The following is a 17,245-nucleotide window of genomic DNA, read 5'->3' on the forward strand; positions in this document are numbered from 1 at the left end:
CCCTGCTCAGCGATGCACCGCTGAGACCGCTCGGGGAACCGGCGAGACCTGGAGCGAGGTCAGCAGCAGCTCGGCCCGACTCGCGAACAGGTGCGCGCCCCGGCCGATCGCGACCGCCCGGGCACGCTCGGCCAGGCGGACGGCGCCGAGATGGTCGCCGGCGGCCGCAGCCAGCTGCGCCCTCACCAGGACCACGAGCCCTTCTGCCGAGCGTTGGCCGTAGCGTTCCAGGCAGTCGTCGGCACGATCGAGGGCCGCGGACGCGGCGGACAGCGACCCCGCGGCGATGCGCATCTCGGCGAGCAGCGCGTACCAGGTCGAGACGCACGAGCGAACCGGGTTCGACAGGTTCATCAGGATCAGTCGTTCCGCCTCGTCCGACGCCGGACCCGGGTCGCGCCCGCTCATCGCCATCGCCCAGCACCGGGCCAGCCGTAGGTAGGTCCCGAGGAAGACGAAGGAGAAGTGCGGGTCGACTGCGATCCCACGCTCGCTGCGGCCGAGTGCCCACTCGGGATCACCGACGACCGCGGCGGTCCGAGCCGCCATGGTGGTGGCGACGGTGACCGCGTAGGGGTCGTCACCGGCCGCTGTCTCGAGCCGGTCGTGGAGCACTCGCGCCTGTGCGGCGTCCCCGTGGTACGCGGAGATCTCGGCGAACGTGCCGGCGGTGAGGAGCTGCAGACCGTCCCGGACCGGGTCGGGGTCTGCCGCGCGTTCCTCGGAACGGCCGTCGGAGTGCAACGCGCTGAGGGTACGGAACGACTCTCCGACGTTGCCCAGGTGCCACTGGTGGATCCCCCAGGCGGCCTGCCCGTAGATGCGGACGACCAGGTCGTCGGACGCCGTGCCCTGCGTGAGCAGCCGACGAGCGAGGGGGCCGCTGGTCTCCAGCTCGAGGCCCTGGCCGTGCGCGGTCCAGCGTGAGAAGAGGAACCCGGCGGCATCCCGCTCGCGATCGAGGCCCCGGGCAACCTGCTCCGCCCGCTCCAGCAGGCTCACCGACGTCCGGCCGTACATCGAGCGCATGCCGACGACGGCGATCAGCTGCGAGAGCGCCTCGAGCTCCAGCTCGAGCAGGGACGATCGGCGCGCGAGCTCCACGGCAGATCTGAGCTGACGCTCTGCCGCGCCCAGCGCGGTCTTCTCCTTGGCCCGGGCTCCGGCGCGGATCAGGGCGTCGACCGTCCGGGCCGCATCGCCCAGGGGACCTGCCGCCCACAGATGGTGGGCGACCCTCTCGGCGACGGACTCTCCGCCGAGCCCGGCGCCCTCGAGGGCATCGGCGATCCGTCCGTGGAGCGCGGCGGCGCGGCCCGGTGGGATCGCCTCGGACACGGCCTGCCGCACGAGGTCGTGGACGAAGCGGTAGCTGTACGGATCTCCCGGGTTCGGGCCGATCAGGCCGAGGGCGCGCACGGGCTCGAGGCGTCCGAGGCTGGCTGACACGTCCAGAGATGCTGCCCGGGCGAGCACGGCGATCTCGACGTCCCGGCCGACCAGCGCTGCGACCTCCAGGAGCTTCTGCGCTTCGTGGTCGAGTGCGCCGAGGCGGTCGCGGACGACGTCGCGGACCGTCAGGGGCACACCGGTGCTCAGCACCGCCGGCCTGGACGCCGCCTCGCCGGCCGTCCACAGCCGGCCCAGCTCCTGCACGAAGAAGGGGTTGCCCCCCGTGCGGCTGTGCACCAGCGTGGCGATCTCCGTGGTCGGGACGACGCCGGTCTCGAGCTGGACCAGCTCGGCGACCTCGGGCGGACTCAGAGGCCCCACCCTGACCCGGCGGTGTCCGGGCGCGCGGCTGGCTGCGGCGAGCATGTGGGACAGGTCGGGGCTGGGCGAGGGGCAGGAGTCGCGAGATGCGCCGACGGCGGCGCTGCCGGCAGGGAGTCGGGCGATGACGTGCTCGAGCACCTGCAGCGAGCTGGGGTCGGCCCACTGGAGGTCGTCGATCACCATCACCACGGGTCGTTCCCGGGCCGACTCCGCGATGACGTCGACCAGCTGCTCCTGCAGGCGGAACCGGGCGCTGCTGTCCGGGATCGGGAGCGTCGGCCACGAGGCCGCGTCGGTGCCGACGAGGTGGCCGAGATCGCGCGAGAGCCATCGTTCGCGCCGGTCTGGCGCCATGGCGTCGACGAGGCCGGTCACCACCTCGATCCACGGCCACATCGTGGGGGTCCCCTCGCCCTCCAGACAGTGGCCCCGCACGACGAGAGCGCCACGTGCCGCAGCGTGGCAGGCGAGCTCCTCCAGGAGGCGGCTCTTCCCGGCCCCGGGCTCACCCTCGAGGAGCACGACTGCTGTTCTCGCGGCGAAGGTCGGTTCGAGCGCGTGGCGCAACGTGGCGATCTCGTCCGAGCGGCCGACAAGTCGTCCCGGGACGCCCGTGTCCCCAGCCGCAGTGCCCGAGGGCGGGGCAGGCTGCGTGGCGGAGGTCGACGATCGTGTCTGCGCGAGCACCCGGTGGTGCGCGGCCGCGAGCGAAGCTCCAGGATCGATGCCGAGGTCGTTCACCAGGCGGCTGCGCACCGTGTCGAATACGGCGAGCGCCTCGGCCTGGAGGCCCGCAGCGCCCAGCAGGTCCATCAGGCACGACTGCACCGGCTCGTGCAGAGGCGCCATCGTGGCGGCGAGGTGCAGTGCGGGCAGGACCCGTTCGGGGCAACCGTGGGACAGCGCGACCCCTGTGGCGTCGACACAGGCCCGGAAGAACTCGTCGTCGAGGCCGGCGAAGATCGACGCGGCCGCAGGCCCGTGCGCCCACCCGTCGCCCGCCGGGCCGCTCCACAGACCGAGCGCCTCGACGAACAGGTCGAGTGCTGTCGTCCCGTCGGCTGCGGCGAGGGCTGATCGTGCAGCGCCGGTGAGATGGCGGAACGCCGCGAGGTCGAGGACGTCCGCTCCTGCCGCGCACACGTAGCCGGCGCCCCGGCGCACCAGGTAGGTGCCCGCGTCGCGGGACGGGAGGTCGGGTTCCAGGAGACGCCGCAGCGAACCGATGTGCTTGTGGATCACGTTCAACGCGCTCGCGGGCGCGCCCTCGCCCCAGATCAGGTCGATCAGCTCCGCGGCGCCGGTGGGACGGCCGCCCCGAGCGAGGAGCAGCGCCAGCAGATAGCTCTGCTGGCGCGGTCCGGCGTCGAGCTCGGTGGTGCCTCGCCACAGCCGGAGCGGACCGAGCACCTGCAGGCGCAATGGCTGCGTGAGCGCCGGTGGCCCGACCCGGTCGGGGCCCTCGTGCACGAGCGTCACGCTCATGTCCGTCTCCTGTCCGCCGGCTCCGCATCTGGTCGTCTGAGTGGCGTGGTGCGAGTTGGAGCGCTCGTGCGGTTGCTCGACAGATAATCTAGGCGCTGTAGTACCTCTCTAGCCAGATCCCACGACCGAGGGACGGGACCACCGACGGTGCCAGGCGAGTCACGACCACCCAGCCGGCGCGACGAGTACGCCGAGATGACCCGGCAGAGCGTCGTGGAGGCGGCCCGCAAGCTCTTCGCCGCGAACGGCTACGAGCAGACCACGGTCCCGTCGATCGCCCGCGAGGCGCGGGTCTCCGCCGCCACCGTGTACGCCCAGTGCGGCGGCAAGGAGGGTCTGCTCCGGACGCTGATGGACATGTGGACCCGGAGCGACCTGGTGACCCGCATCATCGCCGACTGCGCGGCGGCCACCACCGGACATGCCAAGCTGACGACGCTTGCCGACGGCTACGTCGAGCTCTACGCCGCGGACGACGACATCATCCGCATCGTCACCCGGGCGGCCGCGAGCGCTCCGCCGGCAGCGGACTTCGTCGGCATCGCCGATCAGCGTCATCACGAGGCGTTGGCCGTGATCGTCCAGGGGATCGAGGACGTCGGTGACCTGGCCGATGGTCTGTCGGTGGACGATGCGGCGCGCATCATCTTCTTCCACTTCCAGCACGCCCAGTTCGTCCTCGCCGTCGAGACCTTCGGGTGGGGAGTGGACCGAACGAGACGGTGGATCCTCGAACGGGTCGAGGCCGCGGTGCTGAAGGACTGACGTCCGCCGGTCCCGCGGACGGCGGTCCACTCGTTCGTCACTTCTTCTCCACACCGGCTCTCTAGCGTCGGCGGCACAGGGAGCGAGCCGAACAGCCGTCTACCGCCGCGAGCAGACCCGTCCCGTCGGCGGTGCGATCCGAGGAGAAGCCATGTCTGTCACACCCACCGTGGTCCTGGTCCACGGAGCCTTCGCCGATGCCTCCAGCTACGCCCGCGTCGTCGCCGAGCTGCTCGACGACGGCACGAAGGTGGTGGTCCCGGCCGGTCCCAACCGCGGCCTGGTCGGTGACGCCGCGTACATCGCCTCCGTCGTGCGCCAGATCGACGGCCCCGTCGTCCTCGTCGGGCACTCCTACGGGGGCGCGGTGATCACCGTGGCCGGTGTCGAGGACAACGTCGTCGGACTGGTCTACCTCGCCGGCTACGCGCTGGACGAGGGGGAGAGCCTCGGTGAGCTGCAGGGACGCTTCCCGGAGTCACCGCTGGCGGGGGCCCTCGCCTACGCCACGTTCCCCGTCGACGGCTCCGACGAGCCCGGCACCGACGTCTTCGTCGACGTCGCCAGGTTCCCGGAGATCTTCGCGCCCGACGTCGACCCCGACCTCGCCCGCGTGCTGGCCGTCTCGCAGCGCCCGCTGGCTGCGGTCGCGTTCGCGCAGCCGGCCAGCGTCGCCGCCTGGAAGACCAAGCCCGCCTGGGGCGTGGTGGCCTCCTCGGACACCGTCATCAACCCCGACGTCGAGCGGTTCGGCTACGAGCGTGCGGGGATGAAGGTCTCCGAGATCGACTCGTCCCACCTGCTGATGCTCTCCCACCCCAAGGAGGTCGTCGAGGTCATCCGCGAGGCTCTCGCCTCCGTGACCGCCTGACCTCCTCTCGGCAGCCGTCGCGGCGGGAGTGCGGACGCCCGCACGACCCGACGACAGGGAGCCGACGTGAGAAGGCAGTACGGGTGCATCGCCTTCACTGATGACGTCCGCGAGGACCAGCAGCACTACGGCAGCGACGAGTTCTACGACCGCCGGGCTTCGTCTCGGTGCGGGACGCGCACACGATCGGCTGGGCGGACGTCCGTGGCAACCTCCAGCACGTCTCCACCGGGAACCTGAGGGGGACCGGCGTGTGGCGATCATCGGGGTGGACTACCGACGCGAGGTGGAGCAGCTCGGTAGCTCGCTGGGCTCATAACCCAGAGGTCGCAGGTTCACATCCTGCCCCCGCTACAAGAAGACGAAGGGGCCCGGACCTGATGGTCCGGGCCTTCGTCGTTCGCGCGATCCGCCGAAGGCCCGGAGAGCGGGTGCGTGGAGGGCAACACCGTTCCTCGCGGCACTCAGGGGCGCCTCTCGGTCCGGAGTGACGTTGTCGGGTCAGTCGGGTCACGCCGCGAGCCGACCGCTACCTGAGCCGGTCGAGCGACTTCGGGGCTGCTCCGCTGCGGATCCACGTCAGGACGACGTCGGCGGCCGCGGGGACGTCGAGGACCGCCGTGTCGACCTCCACGTCGTAGTCGCCGTGCCGGTGCACGTACGGCAGCTGGGCCGTCGCCTGGCCCAGGGTCCTCTCGCCTCGGTCACGCTCGCGCTCGACGAGGACCGGTGGTTCGCACCGCACGCCGACGAGCACTGCACGCGTCGCACGGAGCACCTCGGCCAGGTCCCGCGACCACGCCGGCTCGAGCAGCACGTGGTCGACGACGACGTCGAACCCCGCAGCCGCGAGCGCCGCCGCAGTCCGGTGCAGGCCGCGGACCAGGTCGTGCGCCACGGGCCCCGCGACCACGCGCTCGATCGTTCCGTCGACCGCGAGCTCGTACCGGAACACCTCCGGCCACGAGCTCGAGAGGTAGCGGCGGGGCAGCATCGTCAGGTGCCGGTCGAGGCCGGCGTCGAGGAGGGGTCCGTCCCAGCGGTCCTGCAGCGCCCGGGCGAGCGAGGTCTTGCCCGCGCTGGAGGTGCCGTTGAGCACGACGACGGTGCCGGGTGCGGGCAGGCTCATGGCGCCGAGTATCGCGGGTCGACCGGGGCCCGGACCTGATGGTCCGGGCCTTCGTCGTTGGCGCAGTCGGTCCTGACGCCCCGTGGTGCGGGCCGCGGGAGGTGGCACGGCGCCGCCGGCTACGCGGCCGGGATGTCGGCGTCGACCGCGAGCTCGGCCCGGCGCACGTGGTCGCGAGCGTGCGCGACGGCCGTGCCGAGGTCGTCGAACAGGTGCCTGTGATGGCGCAGCGCGCCGAGCACGCCGACGGTGCGGAAGAGCTCGACATGCCCGTCGCGCACTCCCTTGATGAGCACCGTCACGTCGCGGGCCTCCAGACGCTGCACGATCTCGCTGAGTACGTGCGCCCCAGTGGCGTCGACGAGCTCGAGCTGCGACATGCGCAGCACGACGACTGTCACGCCGTCGAGACCCGTGACCTCGTCGAGCACCCGATCGGCGGCGGCGAAGAAGAGCGGACCGTCGATCCGGACGACAGCGATCTGCTCGTCGCCGGCCTGTGGCTCGCCTGGCACAGGCTCGCGGGCGACGCCCGCGGCGCGGGCGAGGCCACGCAGGGCGAACGCGCCCGCGACGACGACGCCGATACCGACGGCGACGATGAGGTCGACCGAGACCGTGACGACGGCCGTGACGAGGAACGCTGCGGCGTCGGCACGGGTCGAGCGCAAGATCGACCGGGCCGTCGCGACGTGCACCATGCGGACGGCTGTCACCATCAGCACACCCGACAGGGCGGCCAGGGGGATGTGGGCGACCGGGCCGGCGGCGGCGAGGATCACGGCGAGCAGCACGACGGCGTGCGCCGCGGCTGCGGCTCGGGTGCGCGCGCCGGAGCGGACGTTGACCGCCGTCCGCGCGATCGCCCCGGTTGCCGGCATCCCGCCGAACACACCAGCGGCGAGCGACGCCAGGCCCTGGCCGAGCAACTCTCTGTCGGGGTCGTACTCGCCGGTGTCTGCGAGGGAGGCGGCGACGCGCGCGGAGAGCAACGACTCGATCGCGGCGAGTGCCGCGACGGTGAAGGCCGCGGGCAGGAGCGCCCGCATCGTCGCCGGGTCGAGGACGGGCAGTGCGGGGGCGGGCAGTCTGCCCGGCAGTGCGCCGATCGTTGCGAGCGGTGCGTGCAGCGCCAACGCGGCGAGCGTGGCGAGGATGATGCCGACCAGTGATCCGGGCAGCCGCGCTCGCAGGCGGGGGAGGAGCAGCATGCAGGCTGCGACGAGCCCCACAGTTGCGAGCGACCATGCGAGCGTGGCCAGATCCGCGTGGGTCACGGACGAGACGGCAGCGGCGACGACATTGGTGTGCGGACCTGACGTTCCGGCCGCACCGGTCAGGGCGGGGACCTGTTGCAGGAAGATGATGACGGCGATTCCGAGGGTGAAGCCCTCGATGACGGGCCACGGGATGAAGGACACCGCTCGGCCCAGCCGCGCGAGGCCTGCGACGATGACGATGAACCCGGCCATGAGCGTCACGAGCGCGACTGCCCCGACGCCGTGGGTCGAGACGACCGGCGCCAGGACGACGACCATGGCACCGGTCGGCCCGGACACCTGGACGTGCGAGCCGCCGAACACCGCTGCGACCAACCCGGCGACGATCGCGGTGACGAGCCCTGCCTCGGCGCCCGCTCCTGACGCGATGCCGAAGCCGAGCGCCAGCGGAAGCGCCACGATGCCCACCGTGAGCCCAGCCAGCATGTCGGAGCGCCACGAACGTGGCAGCTCGGTGTAGTCGGAGCGGCCCGGGAGCAGGCGCTTCACGGAGGCCAGCAGGCCTGTCATCGAGTCAGTGCGGGCAGGCCCGCGACGTCGCCGAGCCTGGCGCCGTCCGTGGTGAGGATGTCTACGAGCAGCCGGCGGGCTACCGCGAGCAGCTCGGCTACTTCTGGGTGGGCAAGTCGGTAGTGGACGTGGCTGCCTCGTCGGTCTGACGCGACGAGGTGGTTGCGGCGCAGAACTGCCAGGTGCTGGGACAGGTGAGAGGCCTCGAGACCGGTCTGCGCTTGGAGCTCGGCGACCGTGTGCTCCTGGCCGTCCGCGAGCAGCTCGAGAAGTCGGATCCGAAGAGGGTGCGACAGGCCCTTGAACAGTCCCGCCTTGACCTCGTAGAGCGGTCGCTGACTGTGGGTGAAAGGCTGGCTGTGCGGCATGATGAAGTCATCATATCGGATCGGCACCGGAAGCCCGCGATCGGTGGAGCGGACGGACCCCCCATGTGCGCGGCCTTGAGGGCCTCTCGTCTCGGTGCGTCCCTGGAAGTGCCCGACGAAACGGGACGCCCGTCAGGTTCATGAGCTCGGCCGTCCCGTCGACCTCGACGATCGGGAGCCGGCGGCGGGTGGCCGGGTCGTCTGACTGCGTGTGCGCCCGGCGCGTCCCGGGCGACGGGACGCGCCGGGCGCGTGGCTCAGGCGCCGGTCGGGGCGGGCGAGCGGTAGCTGCCGGCGCGCACGTCGTCGAGCAGCGGCGGCCCGGCCGGMTCCCAGTCGAACGTCGAACGGGCGCGCACGTTGGGCATGTCGCCGCTGCTCGCGAGCAGGTACGCGGCGGGTCCGAGCTGCTCGACGGCCACGTCGAGCGGGAGCGACACCGCGCTAGCGCCGGTGAGATCCGCGATCGCCTCCGCCAGGTCACGGAACGTGAACGGGTGGGGCCCGACCGCGTTGAACACGCCCGCGACCGGCCGCTCCAGCGCCCGCAGGTAGAGGTCGGCGAGGTCGTCGACGTGCACCGGCACCCAGACGTTGTCCCCCGCGCCGACGTAGGTTGCGGCGCCGGTCGTCGCCGCGGCTCCGATCAGGGAACTGAGCAGGGCCGAGCCGCCGCGCCCGTGCACGAGCCCGGCACGCACCACGACCCCCGTGATGCCGGGCGCCGACCGGACGACACGCTCGGCGTCGGCCTTCACCGGCTGCGCGCTGCGCTCGGGCAGCCGCGCGTCCTCGTCCCGGTCCTGTGCAGGATCGAACCCGTACACGAGGCCGGTGCTCGTGTAGACCACGGTCTTCCCGCCGTCTCGGGCGCCCGCCGTGAGCGCGGCCACAGCCGCGAGCTCCGTCCGGTGCGCCTCCGCGCTCGCCGACCAGTCCACCGCTGCGTGCACGACGGCGTCCGCGTCGGCCGCGGCGGCCCGCAGCAGTGCGGCGTCGGCCAGCTCTCCCCGCAACGGCGTCGCGCCCGCGGCCAGCACCGCCCCCGTCGCCGTCTCCGAACGCGCGAGCGCCACGACCTCGTGCCCAGCGCCCACGAGGCGCTCGACGAGCACCCCGCCCACGTATCCCGTGCCGCCCGTGATGAAGACCCGCATGGTCACTGCTCCCCTCGTCCGTCCCGCGCTGACGCGGGCCTGGTCGTCATGTCCCGGCGGTGCGCGCCGGTCGCGAGCGACGCTAAGGTCTGACGTCAGCGTCAAGGTCAAGCGAGCGGAGGAACGATGCGGATCGGTGAGCTCAGCCGGGCGACAGGGGCCAGCCCGCGGGCGCTGCGCTACTACGAGGAGCACGGCCTGCTGCGCTCGCAGCGCGAGGACAACGGCTACCGGGCCTACGACGCGTCGGCCGTCGAGGCAGTCGCGACCGTCCGCTCGCTGCTCGACCTCGGTTTCTCCAGCGAGCTCATCCGCCGGATCCTGCCCTGCACCGGCGACGACGGTCCCGTCGCCGGCGACTGCGACGCGCTCGTGCGGCGCATGTCGGAGGTCCGCGACGACATGGACGAGAAGGTGCGTCGCCTCACGCAGACACGCGACGCGCTGACCGAGTTCCTGCAGCGCACCGTCAGAGAGGCCGCCTCCGCGTAGGCCGCCCGGGGGAGGCGGCAGGAGGTGCAGCCTCCACGAGGAGATCGAGGACTACGCCCAGCGCACCACCTGGACGATCGAGGCGTGGAAGACCGTGAACGGCCAGCAGGGCGGTGACCCCGCACGTCAGCTCAGGCCTTGTTCATTTCGCCTATGACGCGGCCGACGCTTGATCGGCGGCCCAGCGCTGACCCGACGTCGTGCCGCCTGCCGCCGAGCTCACGCCGACCGGCTCGCGGCTGTGCCTGCAGGCGTAGAGAAGACCAAGGCCCGGACGGTCCGGGCCCTCGTCGTGCGAGCGATCGACCGACGGCGGGGACGGGTCCGCTCCGATCGCGCGTTCCCGGGTCGGCTCAGGCGTCGTCGTCCGGGGGTGCCGGGGCGCCGTCGCGTTCGTCGCGCTCTGCCCAGCGCAGCAGGGGCGCCAGGTCGAACACCGCGTCGTCGATGCCGGCATGGAGATCACCGAGCTCGGCATAGCGTGCGGGGACCGTGAACAGCGTGCAGTCGCGGGGATCGACGTCGTCGATCTCGTCCCAGCGCAGAGGCGTCGACACGGTGGCCTCCGGGGTTCCGCGCACCGAGTAGGCCGAGGCGATCGTGTGGTCGCGGGCGTTCTGGTTGTAGTCGACGAACACGAGCGAGGGGTCCCGGTCGCGCCGCCACCACGTGGTGGTGACGTCGTCGGGCGCGCGGCGCTCCACCTCGCGCGCGAAGGCCAGGGCCGCTCGGCGCACGTCCGCGAACCCGTGCTCGGGCGTGATCCGGACGTACACGTGCAGCCCGGAGCCGCCGGAGGTCTTCGGCCAGCCGACTGCGCCCAGCTCCTCCAGGACCTCCCGCGCCACGTGCGCCACTCGCCGCACCCGGTCGAAGGGGCAGTCCGGCATCGGGTCCAGGTCGATGCGCCACTCGTCGGGGCGCTCGGTGTCGACCCGGCGACTGTTCCACGGGTGGAACTCGACGGTCGACATCTGCACCGCCCAGATCACGTGGGCCAGCTCGGTCACGCACAGCTCGTCGGCGGTGCGGCCGTAGCGCGGGAAGTAGACCTCCACCGTCTCCATCCACGGCGGGGCCCCGCGCGGCAACCGCTTCTGGTGCACCTTCTCCCCGGCGACGCCCGTCGGGTAGCGGTGCAGCATGCACGGGCGCTCCCGCAGCGCACGCACGATCCCGTCACCCACGGCGAGGTAGTAGCTCGCGAGGTCGAGCTTGGTCGCCCCGCTGGCGGGGAAGTAGACGCGGTCGGGGTTGGAGATCCGCACGGTGCGGGACCCGACCTCGAGCTCCACGGCGGGTGAGTGTTCCGGKGCCATGCCTCATTCAAGCGCGCTGCGTGCCGCCGGGGCCGCAGGGCGGATCCCGCCGAGGCGAGGTGAGTGCGTGGTCATCGCAGCAGACGGTCGAGGTCGGGCGTGGCACGCCCGGTGCGTCGTACGGCCTCGCTCAGGCCGCGGGCCAGCTCGTGCATCTCCTCGGGGGCGGCCCGGCTGTGTGCGCCGAACCACAGCTCTCCTCGGGGACCGTCGAGCACACGGCGCCAGTAGCGGACGACCAGTCGCTCGGGGAGGCGGTAGAGGATGCGCAGGTTCGTGGGGATCTCGGCGTTGCCGTCGGCACGCAGGGCGGCGAACGCCTGGCGGGTGGCGCTCACCAGGAGGCGCATGGTGGCCGCGTCGGCGGCGAGCGTGGCCGGGTCGCCACCGACGCGGTAGAGCGCGAACGCGATCGGCACGACGAACGCGGCGTGCCCCACGAGCCAGTCCTCGATGTCGGCGCTGATGAGGGTGGGAAACCCGGCCTCCTCGAGCACGCCCCGCAGGTGCCTGACTCGGGGACTGGTGCTGCCGTCCGACTCGCCGAGCATCGTCTTCTGCTGCCGGATCAGCACGTACCGGATGACCGGGCCGTCCCGGATACCTCCCGCCGCCGGGAAGCCGAACAGCGCACGGCTACCCAGGGTGGCCGTCAGCTCCGCTTGCTTGTCTGCCGTGTTGCCGAAGAACAGCACGTCGGAGCCGTCCGTCATCGTGGTCAGGACGGGCAGGGTGCTCCAGAGCTGCTCAGCGCGCACCGGGACCAGCACCAGGTCGAAGCGATCATCTGCGGCGAGCTCGCCGACCGCAGGCAGTGGAACCACGGAGCGGTCCCCGGTCTCGGCATCGTGCAGGACCAGCCCACGGGTCTGCAGGTCGGCCAGACGAGCACCGCGGGCCAGGAGGACCACATCGTGCCCCGACTGCACGAGCCTGCCCGCGTACACACTGCCGATCACGCCGGCGCCGAGCACCAGGATCCGCACCAGTGCACCCCCCCACCTCGTTGAGCCGCGTTGAGTCAGTCAACCGCAGCGACGCGTAGGACTGAACGAGCCGTCCGGTGAGCGCTCGCGCTCACTGTGCCCGCCGTGTTCCGCTCGATCGTGGTGAGGAACGCCGTCTCGCTGAGACCTACCAGACGAAGGGGACGAGCCGAGCGCGACCGGCAGCAAATGCGCGGTACCTGTCTCCCATCGAGGCGGTGAGCGCGCGTTCCTCGATCCCGATGCGATGCACGAGGGCGGTCAGCAGCAGCGCCACCGAACCCGCGGTGCCGACCCAGTTCCCCAGCATCACGCCGCAGCCGGCGACGGCGAGCAGCAGACCCGTGTAGCTCGGATGCCGGAGCACCCGGTAGGGGCCACGCTCGACGACCGGTTGGTCGTCGCTCGTCTGCAGGACGACGGTGAACCACCTGCCCAAGGTGGCGAAGGACCACCAGCGCAGCAGAAGGCCGAGCCACCCGATGAGCACGCCGAGGGAGAAGGACCAGGCGCCGCCGCCGATCACCGCGTCCGGTGCCACGACGCGCCCTACGGGGAGGAGCAGGATGGCGCCGAAGAACATCGCCCGGAAGAGCACCTCCGCGGCCAGGTTGCTGCGGGTCGCGTCTCGGCGCACGCGAAGCGCCTGCACCAGCTCACCCGCGACGAAGGCGCCGATGCTGATGGTCAGGACGGCGCGCGCCCAGTCGGCCTGCTCGACATACGGCGCCTGCACACGGGGATTATCGTCGCTCACCCGAGACGGCGAGGTGCCGTGTGCCGCCGACGCCCCGCGGTCGTTCCGTTGACCAGCGCGACTCGGAGGAAAAGACTTTGCCCATGGACCTCTCGAGGTCAGCGATCCGCCAGGTCGAGCGCCACCGGCGCCGGTCCGCGACGCTCCTCGGGATCCTCATGGTCGGAGCGGCGGGGTCGGCGTGCACTGCGCCAGACGAGCATGACGACGCCGTGCCGACCGCAACGCTCGCGACGCCGCAGCCCACTGTGGTGACCCCGCCGACGGGCAGCGGCGACCTGTTCGTCGTTGAACCGTTCGACGGTCCGCAGGCGGAGCCTGTGGCCGACGGCACCACGCACCGCTACCTGAACCCGCACGAGGATGCGGGGGACGGCAACCGTGTGCCCTCGGACTACCGGTGGATCGAGTACACCGTCCCTGCGGGATGGGAGGTCGGCGACATCTACATCGGGAAGAACCTTGGCGAGCCGAACGAGGTGGCCCTGAGCTTCTGGACGACGGCGGGCGTCTACCCCGATCCGTGTCGGCGGAGCACGAAGCTGAGTCCGCTCGACCTCGACGACCACGGGCATCCGCAGGACGCGGCCATCTCGCTGGCAAGCTACCCCGAGCTGGGGTTGTCGGCGCAGCACGGGCGCGAGGCCTCGGAACCACGGTCGGTGGTCATCGCGGATCCGACGGACGACACCGGCACGGTCGCGCTGCGCTCCGAGCTGACGGTGCCCGCGGATCTCGACATCACGGCCTGCGATGCCGGCACATACGTGGCGTGGCCGGGTTTCGACGTCGGCGATCGGCCGAACGACAACCACGTCGCCGGGCAGACGGACATCGTCTTCCAGGTCGATGTCGACAGGAACCCGCTCCTCATCGATGCGTCGTTCCGACCCGACTCGTCCCAGGAGGACGTCGATGAGCTCAACTCCGTGATCGGCTCGATCGTCATGGAGCGCTAGTGAGCGTCGAACCGCGAAGGCCCGGACCTGATGGTCCGGGCCTTCGCCCTCCGCGCGCAGGACGGGACGCGAGCGTTCAGCGCGACAGCTCGTCGAGCAGGCCGGGCCGGCTCGGCACCCACCCCCACGAGGACCGTGCGGGGGCCGACTGGTCCAGCAGCAACGCGTCCGCGAAGTTGGCGCCGAGCCGGGCACGCGTCTGGTCGGCAGGCTCGGGCACGACGCGCCCGTCCGGGCCGGCGACGGCCTGAGCGATCTCCCGGACCGTCGGGTTCTCGTCGGAGGCGGCCAGCACCCGTCGACCTCGGGGACCGCGGACGAGCGCCGCGACGTAGGCGTCGGCCAGGTCCTCGACGTGCACCACCGACCAGCGCTGCTCGCCGGACCCGACGAGCCGGAGCGCGCCGTCGGACGTGCGGGAGCCTGCCCCGAACACCCCCGGCACCAGGCCGCGGCCCTGCCCGTAGACCACGGCCGGCGCGACGATGGTCGCGTGGACGTCGGCCTCGAGCAGCCGCTCCTCGCGCTCGACCCGCCACGCGACGAGCGCCGGGGGGCGCAGCGGTCCGTCCGCGTGCACCTGGCCGGCGCCCCAGACCCAGACGCCGCTCGTGTGCAGGTACGGCTTGTCGGTCCCCGAGAACGCCTCGATCACGGCATCGATGACGGCGTCGTCGAACGCCGGGTTGTCCGCGTCCCCCGTCGCGGCGGTGTGGATCGCGGCGTCGACCGTGCGCAGCTGTCCGACGAGCCACGGCGTGTCGGTCAGGTCGCCGACGACCGCCGTCGCGCCCGCCGCGCGTGCCTGGTCGGCGGACGCCTCGCTGCGCGTCACGGCGAGGACCCGGTGGCCGGAGGCGACCAGTGCGGTCAGGACGTTCGAGCCGATGTAACCGGTCGCGCCGGTGAGAAGGACGTTCATGCGGAGACTCCCGAGTGTGCGTCTGAACTGGGTCGTCGCCGATAGTATGGATTTGATACCAGTCTCTTCAACGGAAGTCGGTCACCCCGTGGATACCGTGCCCTACGACGTGCTCGACGTGGCCTGCCCGAGCCGGATGGTGCTCGCCCGCGTGGGGGAGAAGTGGACCGTGCGCATACTCCTTTCGCTCGACCGCTCGGTCCTCCGGTTCACCGAGCTGCGGGGGCTGCTCACGGACATCACGCCGAAGGTGCTCACGGAGACGCTGCGTGCCCTCGAGAGGGACGGGCTGGTCGCCCGACAGGTCTTCGCGGAGGTGCCCCCGCGGGTCGAGTACCGCCTGACCCCGCTCGGGACGTCGTTGCTCGACGCGGTTCGGCCCCTGCGCTCCTGGTCGGAGGCGAACGCTCCCGCGATCCTCGACTCCCGCGCCCGCGCGGACGCGGCGGCGTTCATCTAGCCGGTGCTTCCTGAGCTAGGGCGACCCCATGCCCACGTGGGTGGGGTCCCACCGGCGGGTGGTGCCGGCGCCTGGGCCGTGGGTCTGAGCCCGCGCCCGAGCGATGGCCGCCTCGGCGGCGCGCTCGGCGACCTCCGCCGACGGGCCGACGGGGACCGTCACCGTGCACCGCATGTGCGGCTCGCCGGGTCGCGGAAACGTGGTGCCGACGGCGCTGCACGACGCGTGGACGGGCTCCAGCGGGGCGGCCTCGTTCTCGGTGGCGGGTGCGGGTGGCGCGGACGAGGCCGCGATGCCCGCGCCGAACGCGCCGGCGACGGCAAGGCCGATGGCGGTTCCGGTGATGGCGAGCAGGCGTCGCACCTGCAGCGCGCGCTCGCCCAGGTCGTGGGGTGGGGTGGGCACCGGGTCCGGGTCCATCTCGAACTCGATGACGGTCTCGAGGTGTGCACGGCGGTGCACGGTCGCGCTGGTCATGGCACGGTCTCTTCGTCCGTGGGGATATGTGCTGTCGACCTCTGCCGCATCGGGCGTGCTGTGGCCACGCCCGGGAGGGGTCGGCTGTGCGGAGGACGTCGCATCCGCTCTCGGCGCCTTCGAGGAGGAACGTGGCTCTCGCGGCCACCTTGCCGTCAGGTCAGGGTCCCGTGATCGGTGCGAGCGTCGGATCAGGGGGACCCCCTGGTCTGATGACCTCGTGATGCACGCTGTGATACGGATCGCGGGGGCGAATCGTCGACCCGGCAGGCGACTGCGGGCGCGGCGGGTGAGACTGGCGCGATGATCTCGGCACCGATCCCCACCCTGAGCCTGCCCGGCGGGCAGATCCCCGTCGTCGGCCTCGGCACCTGGCAGTCGGAGGGCGGCGCGGCCGAACGCGCGGTGAGCGCCGCGCTGCAGCTGGGCTACCGGCACATCGACACCGCCACCGGCTACGGCAACGAGGCGGAGGTCGGCCGCGCCCTCGCCACTGTCGGGATCGACCGCGACGACGTCTTCGTCACCACCAAGCTGCCCCCGGACCACGCAGGCCGGGCACGGCGGACGCTCACCGAGTCGCTCGCGGCGCTGGGCACCGACCACCTGGACCTCTGGCTCATCCACTGGCCGCCGGGCCGCGTGGCCTCGCCGAAGACATGGCAGGTGTTCCGCGAGGCGCGGGACGAGGGCTTGGTCAGGTCGATCGGCGTCTCCAACTACTCGATCGCCCAGATCGACGAGCTCATCGAGGCCACCGGCGAGGCGCCCGCCGTGAACCAGATCCCGTACAGCCCGCGCGACCACGACCCCGACCTGCTGGCGGCCCACCGCGAGCGCGGGGTCGTCGTCGAGGGCTACAGCCCGCTCAAGCGCACCGACCTGGGCTCGGCGGTGCTCGTGGCGGCGGCGCGCGCCCACGACGTCACGCCCGCGCAGGTGGTGCTGCGCTGGCACCTCCAGCACGACGTGGTGGTCATCCCGAAGTCGACCACGCAGGAGCGGATCGCGAGCAACCTGGACGTGCTCGGCTTCGAGCTGACGTCCGCGGAGATGGCGACGATCGACGCCCTGCGCTGAGCGGCAGCCGGTCCGTGCCGGCACGTGCCCGTCAGCCGTTCGAACCATCGACGGGGAACGAGGCGTACCGCCGGGGCTGCTCGGCGCTCGCGTCGGGCCGGGCCGCGCTGGGCACCTGCTCCTCGTAGAGGACGCTGCCCGGACCGAACGTGTCGGACCATCCGACCCCGGGGACCTGCTGGTCGTAGACGGAGCCCCCGGGCTGGAAGGCGGGTACCTGCACGGGCATCGGCGCCGGGACCTGCTCCGGCGAGCCGACGCCGAGCGGGCGCAGCCACCCGGACACGAGCGCGACCGTCACCGCGGCCAGGGCCACGACGACGAGTGCGAGGACGAGCGTGCCGCGCGAGAACCCGGTGCGGGTGGACGGCGTGACGGTCGGGGCGGCGGTGATCATGAGGACCTCCAGGGACGGGCTCCCCGGGTGGGAGCTGTACCGCCACCGTCCGTGC

At 72.2% G+C, this 17,245-nt stretch carries 17 protein-coding genes and 1 tRNA gene; 7 read left to right on the forward strand and 11 right to left on the reverse strand.

The window, feature by feature from the left end; genetic code table 11:
• Positions 1-6: 6 nt before the first annotated feature.
• Positions 7-3,261, reverse strand: a complete 3,255-nt coding sequence (locus ACXJKA_RS09210) for an ATP-binding protein (RefSeq protein WP_456824893.1) — start codon at positions 3,259-3,261, stop codon at positions 7-9.
• A 195-nt stretch (positions 3,262-3,456) separates the two neighbouring features.
• Between ACXJKA_RS09210 and ACXJKA_RS09215 the strand changes: the two genes are divergently transcribed.
• The 3 genes from ACXJKA_RS09215 to ACXJKA_RS09225 all read left to right on the forward strand — a co-directional run bounded on the left by ACXJKA_RS09215 (position 3,457) and on the right by ACXJKA_RS09225 (position 5,251).
• A complete protein-coding gene (locus ACXJKA_RS09215; protein WP_456824894.1) occupies positions 3,457-4,026 on the forward strand; it encodes a TetR/AcrR family transcriptional regulator in 570 nt (189 codons plus the stop codon).
• Between the two features lie 151 nt (positions 4,027-4,177).
• Positions 4,178-4,897: an alpha/beta fold hydrolase gene (locus tag ACXJKA_RS09220; RefSeq protein WP_456824895.1), complete on the forward strand. Its 720-nt coding sequence runs from the start codon at positions 4,178-4,180 to the stop codon at positions 4,895-4,897.
• Positions 4,898-5,177: 280 nt separating this feature from the next.
• Positions 5,178-5,251: transfer RNA gene (locus tag ACXJKA_RS09225), tRNA-Met, on the forward strand.
• A 175-nt stretch (positions 5,252-5,426) separates the two neighbouring features.
• On the opposite strand, the gene ACXJKA_RS09230 is transcribed toward ACXJKA_RS09225, so the two are convergent.
• The 4 genes from ACXJKA_RS09230 to ACXJKA_RS09245 all read right to left on the reverse strand — a co-directional run bounded on the left by ACXJKA_RS09230 (position 5,427) and on the right by ACXJKA_RS09245 (position 9,341).
• A complete protein-coding gene (locus ACXJKA_RS09230) occupies positions 5,427-6,026 on the reverse strand; it encodes a chloramphenicol phosphotransferase CPT family protein (RefSeq protein WP_456824896.1) in 600 nt (199 codons plus the stop codon).
• Between the two features lie 119 nt (positions 6,027-6,145).
• On the reverse strand, positions 6,146-7,816 hold the full coding sequence (locus tag ACXJKA_RS09235) for a SulP family inorganic anion transporter (protein ID WP_456824897.1): 1,671 nt from the start codon (positions 7,814-7,816) through the stop codon (positions 6,146-6,148).
• Entirely contained in the window at positions 7,813-8,184 is a 372-nt protein-coding gene (locus ACXJKA_RS09240) for an ArsR/SmtB family transcription factor (protein WP_456824898.1), read from the reverse strand. Before ACXJKA_RS09240 ends, ACXJKA_RS09235 begins: the two co-directional genes overlap by 4 nt.
• A 257-nt stretch (positions 8,185-8,441) precedes the next feature.
• Positions 8,442-9,341 carry an NAD-dependent epimerase/dehydratase family protein gene (locus ACXJKA_RS09245; RefSeq protein WP_456824899.1) on the reverse strand — a complete coding sequence of 300 codons (900 nt, stop codon included), beginning with the start codon at positions 9,339-9,341 and terminating at the stop codon, positions 8,442-8,444.
• A gap of 126 nt (positions 9,342-9,467) precedes the next feature.
• On the opposite strand from ACXJKA_RS09245, the gene ACXJKA_RS09250 reads away from it, so the two are divergent.
• Positions 9,468-9,833: a MerR family transcriptional regulator gene (locus ACXJKA_RS09250; protein ID WP_456824900.1), complete on the forward strand. Its 366-nt coding sequence runs from the start codon at positions 9,468-9,470 to the stop codon at positions 9,831-9,833.
• A 353-nt stretch (positions 9,834-10,186) separates the two neighbouring features.
• Here ACXJKA_RS09250 and ligD read toward each other — a convergent pair whose 3' ends face one another.
• The 3 genes from ligD to ACXJKA_RS09265 all read right to left on the reverse strand — a co-directional run bounded on the left by ligD (position 10,187) and on the right by ACXJKA_RS09265 (position 12,874).
• Positions 10,187-11,152 carry a non-homologous end-joining DNA ligase gene (gene ligD, locus ACXJKA_RS09255; RefSeq protein ID WP_456824901.1) on the reverse strand — a complete coding sequence of 322 codons (966 nt, stop codon included), beginning with the start codon at positions 11,150-11,152 and terminating at the stop codon, positions 10,187-10,189.
• A 71-nt stretch (positions 11,153-11,223) separates the two neighbouring features.
• Positions 11,224-12,138 carry a ketopantoate reductase family protein gene (locus ACXJKA_RS09260; RefSeq protein ID WP_456824902.1) on the reverse strand — a complete coding sequence of 305 codons (915 nt, stop codon included), beginning with the start codon at positions 12,136-12,138 and terminating at the stop codon, positions 11,224-11,226.
• 148 nt (positions 12,139-12,286) lie between these two features.
• Positions 12,287-12,874, reverse strand: coding sequence for a methyltransferase family protein (locus ACXJKA_RS09265; RefSeq protein WP_456824903.1), 588 nt, complete (start codon positions 12,872-12,874; stop codon positions 12,287-12,289).
• A 104-nt stretch (positions 12,875-12,978) separates the two neighbouring features.
• On the opposite strand from ACXJKA_RS09265, the gene ACXJKA_RS09270 reads away from it, so the two are divergent.
• A complete protein-coding gene (locus tag ACXJKA_RS09270) occupies positions 12,979-13,854 on the forward strand; it encodes a hypothetical protein (RefSeq protein ID WP_456824904.1) in 876 nt (291 codons plus the stop codon).
• Between the two features lie 76 nt (positions 13,855-13,930).
• Here ACXJKA_RS09270 and ACXJKA_RS09275 read toward each other — a convergent pair whose 3' ends face one another.
• A complete protein-coding gene (locus ACXJKA_RS09275) occupies positions 13,931-14,776 on the reverse strand; it encodes an NAD-dependent epimerase/dehydratase family protein (protein WP_456824905.1) in 846 nt (281 codons plus the stop codon).
• 88 nt (positions 14,777-14,864) lie between these two features.
• Here ACXJKA_RS09275 and ACXJKA_RS09280 point away from each other — a divergent pair, with 88 nt between their 5' ends.
• Complete coding sequence (locus ACXJKA_RS09280; RefSeq protein WP_456824906.1) at positions 14,865-15,236, forward strand: winged helix-turn-helix transcriptional regulator; 372 nt, start codon at positions 14,865-14,867, stop codon at positions 15,234-15,236.
• Between the two features lie 15 nt (positions 15,237-15,251).
• On the opposite strand, the gene ACXJKA_RS09285 is transcribed toward ACXJKA_RS09280, so the two are convergent.
• Positions 15,252-15,713 carry a hypothetical protein gene (locus ACXJKA_RS09285; RefSeq protein ID WP_456824907.1) on the reverse strand — a complete coding sequence of 154 codons (462 nt, stop codon included), beginning with the start codon at positions 15,711-15,713 and terminating at the stop codon, positions 15,252-15,254.
• A 303-nt stretch (positions 15,714-16,016) separates the two neighbouring features.
• Between ACXJKA_RS09285 and ACXJKA_RS09290 the strand changes: the two genes are divergently transcribed.
• Entirely contained in the window at positions 16,017-16,793 is a 777-nt protein-coding gene (locus tag ACXJKA_RS09290) for an aldo/keto reductase (protein ID WP_456824908.1), read from the forward strand.
• Between the two features lie 31 nt (positions 16,794-16,824).
• Here the strand turns inward: ACXJKA_RS09290 and ACXJKA_RS09295 are convergent, their stop codons facing one another.
• On the reverse strand, positions 16,825-17,190 hold the full coding sequence (locus ACXJKA_RS09295; protein ID WP_456824909.1) for a hypothetical protein: 366 nt from the start codon (positions 17,188-17,190) through the stop codon (positions 16,825-16,827).
• Between the last annotated feature and the right edge of the window lie 55 nt (positions 17,191-17,245).

Source organism: Cellulomonas sp. P5_E12, from assembly GCF_054049315.1.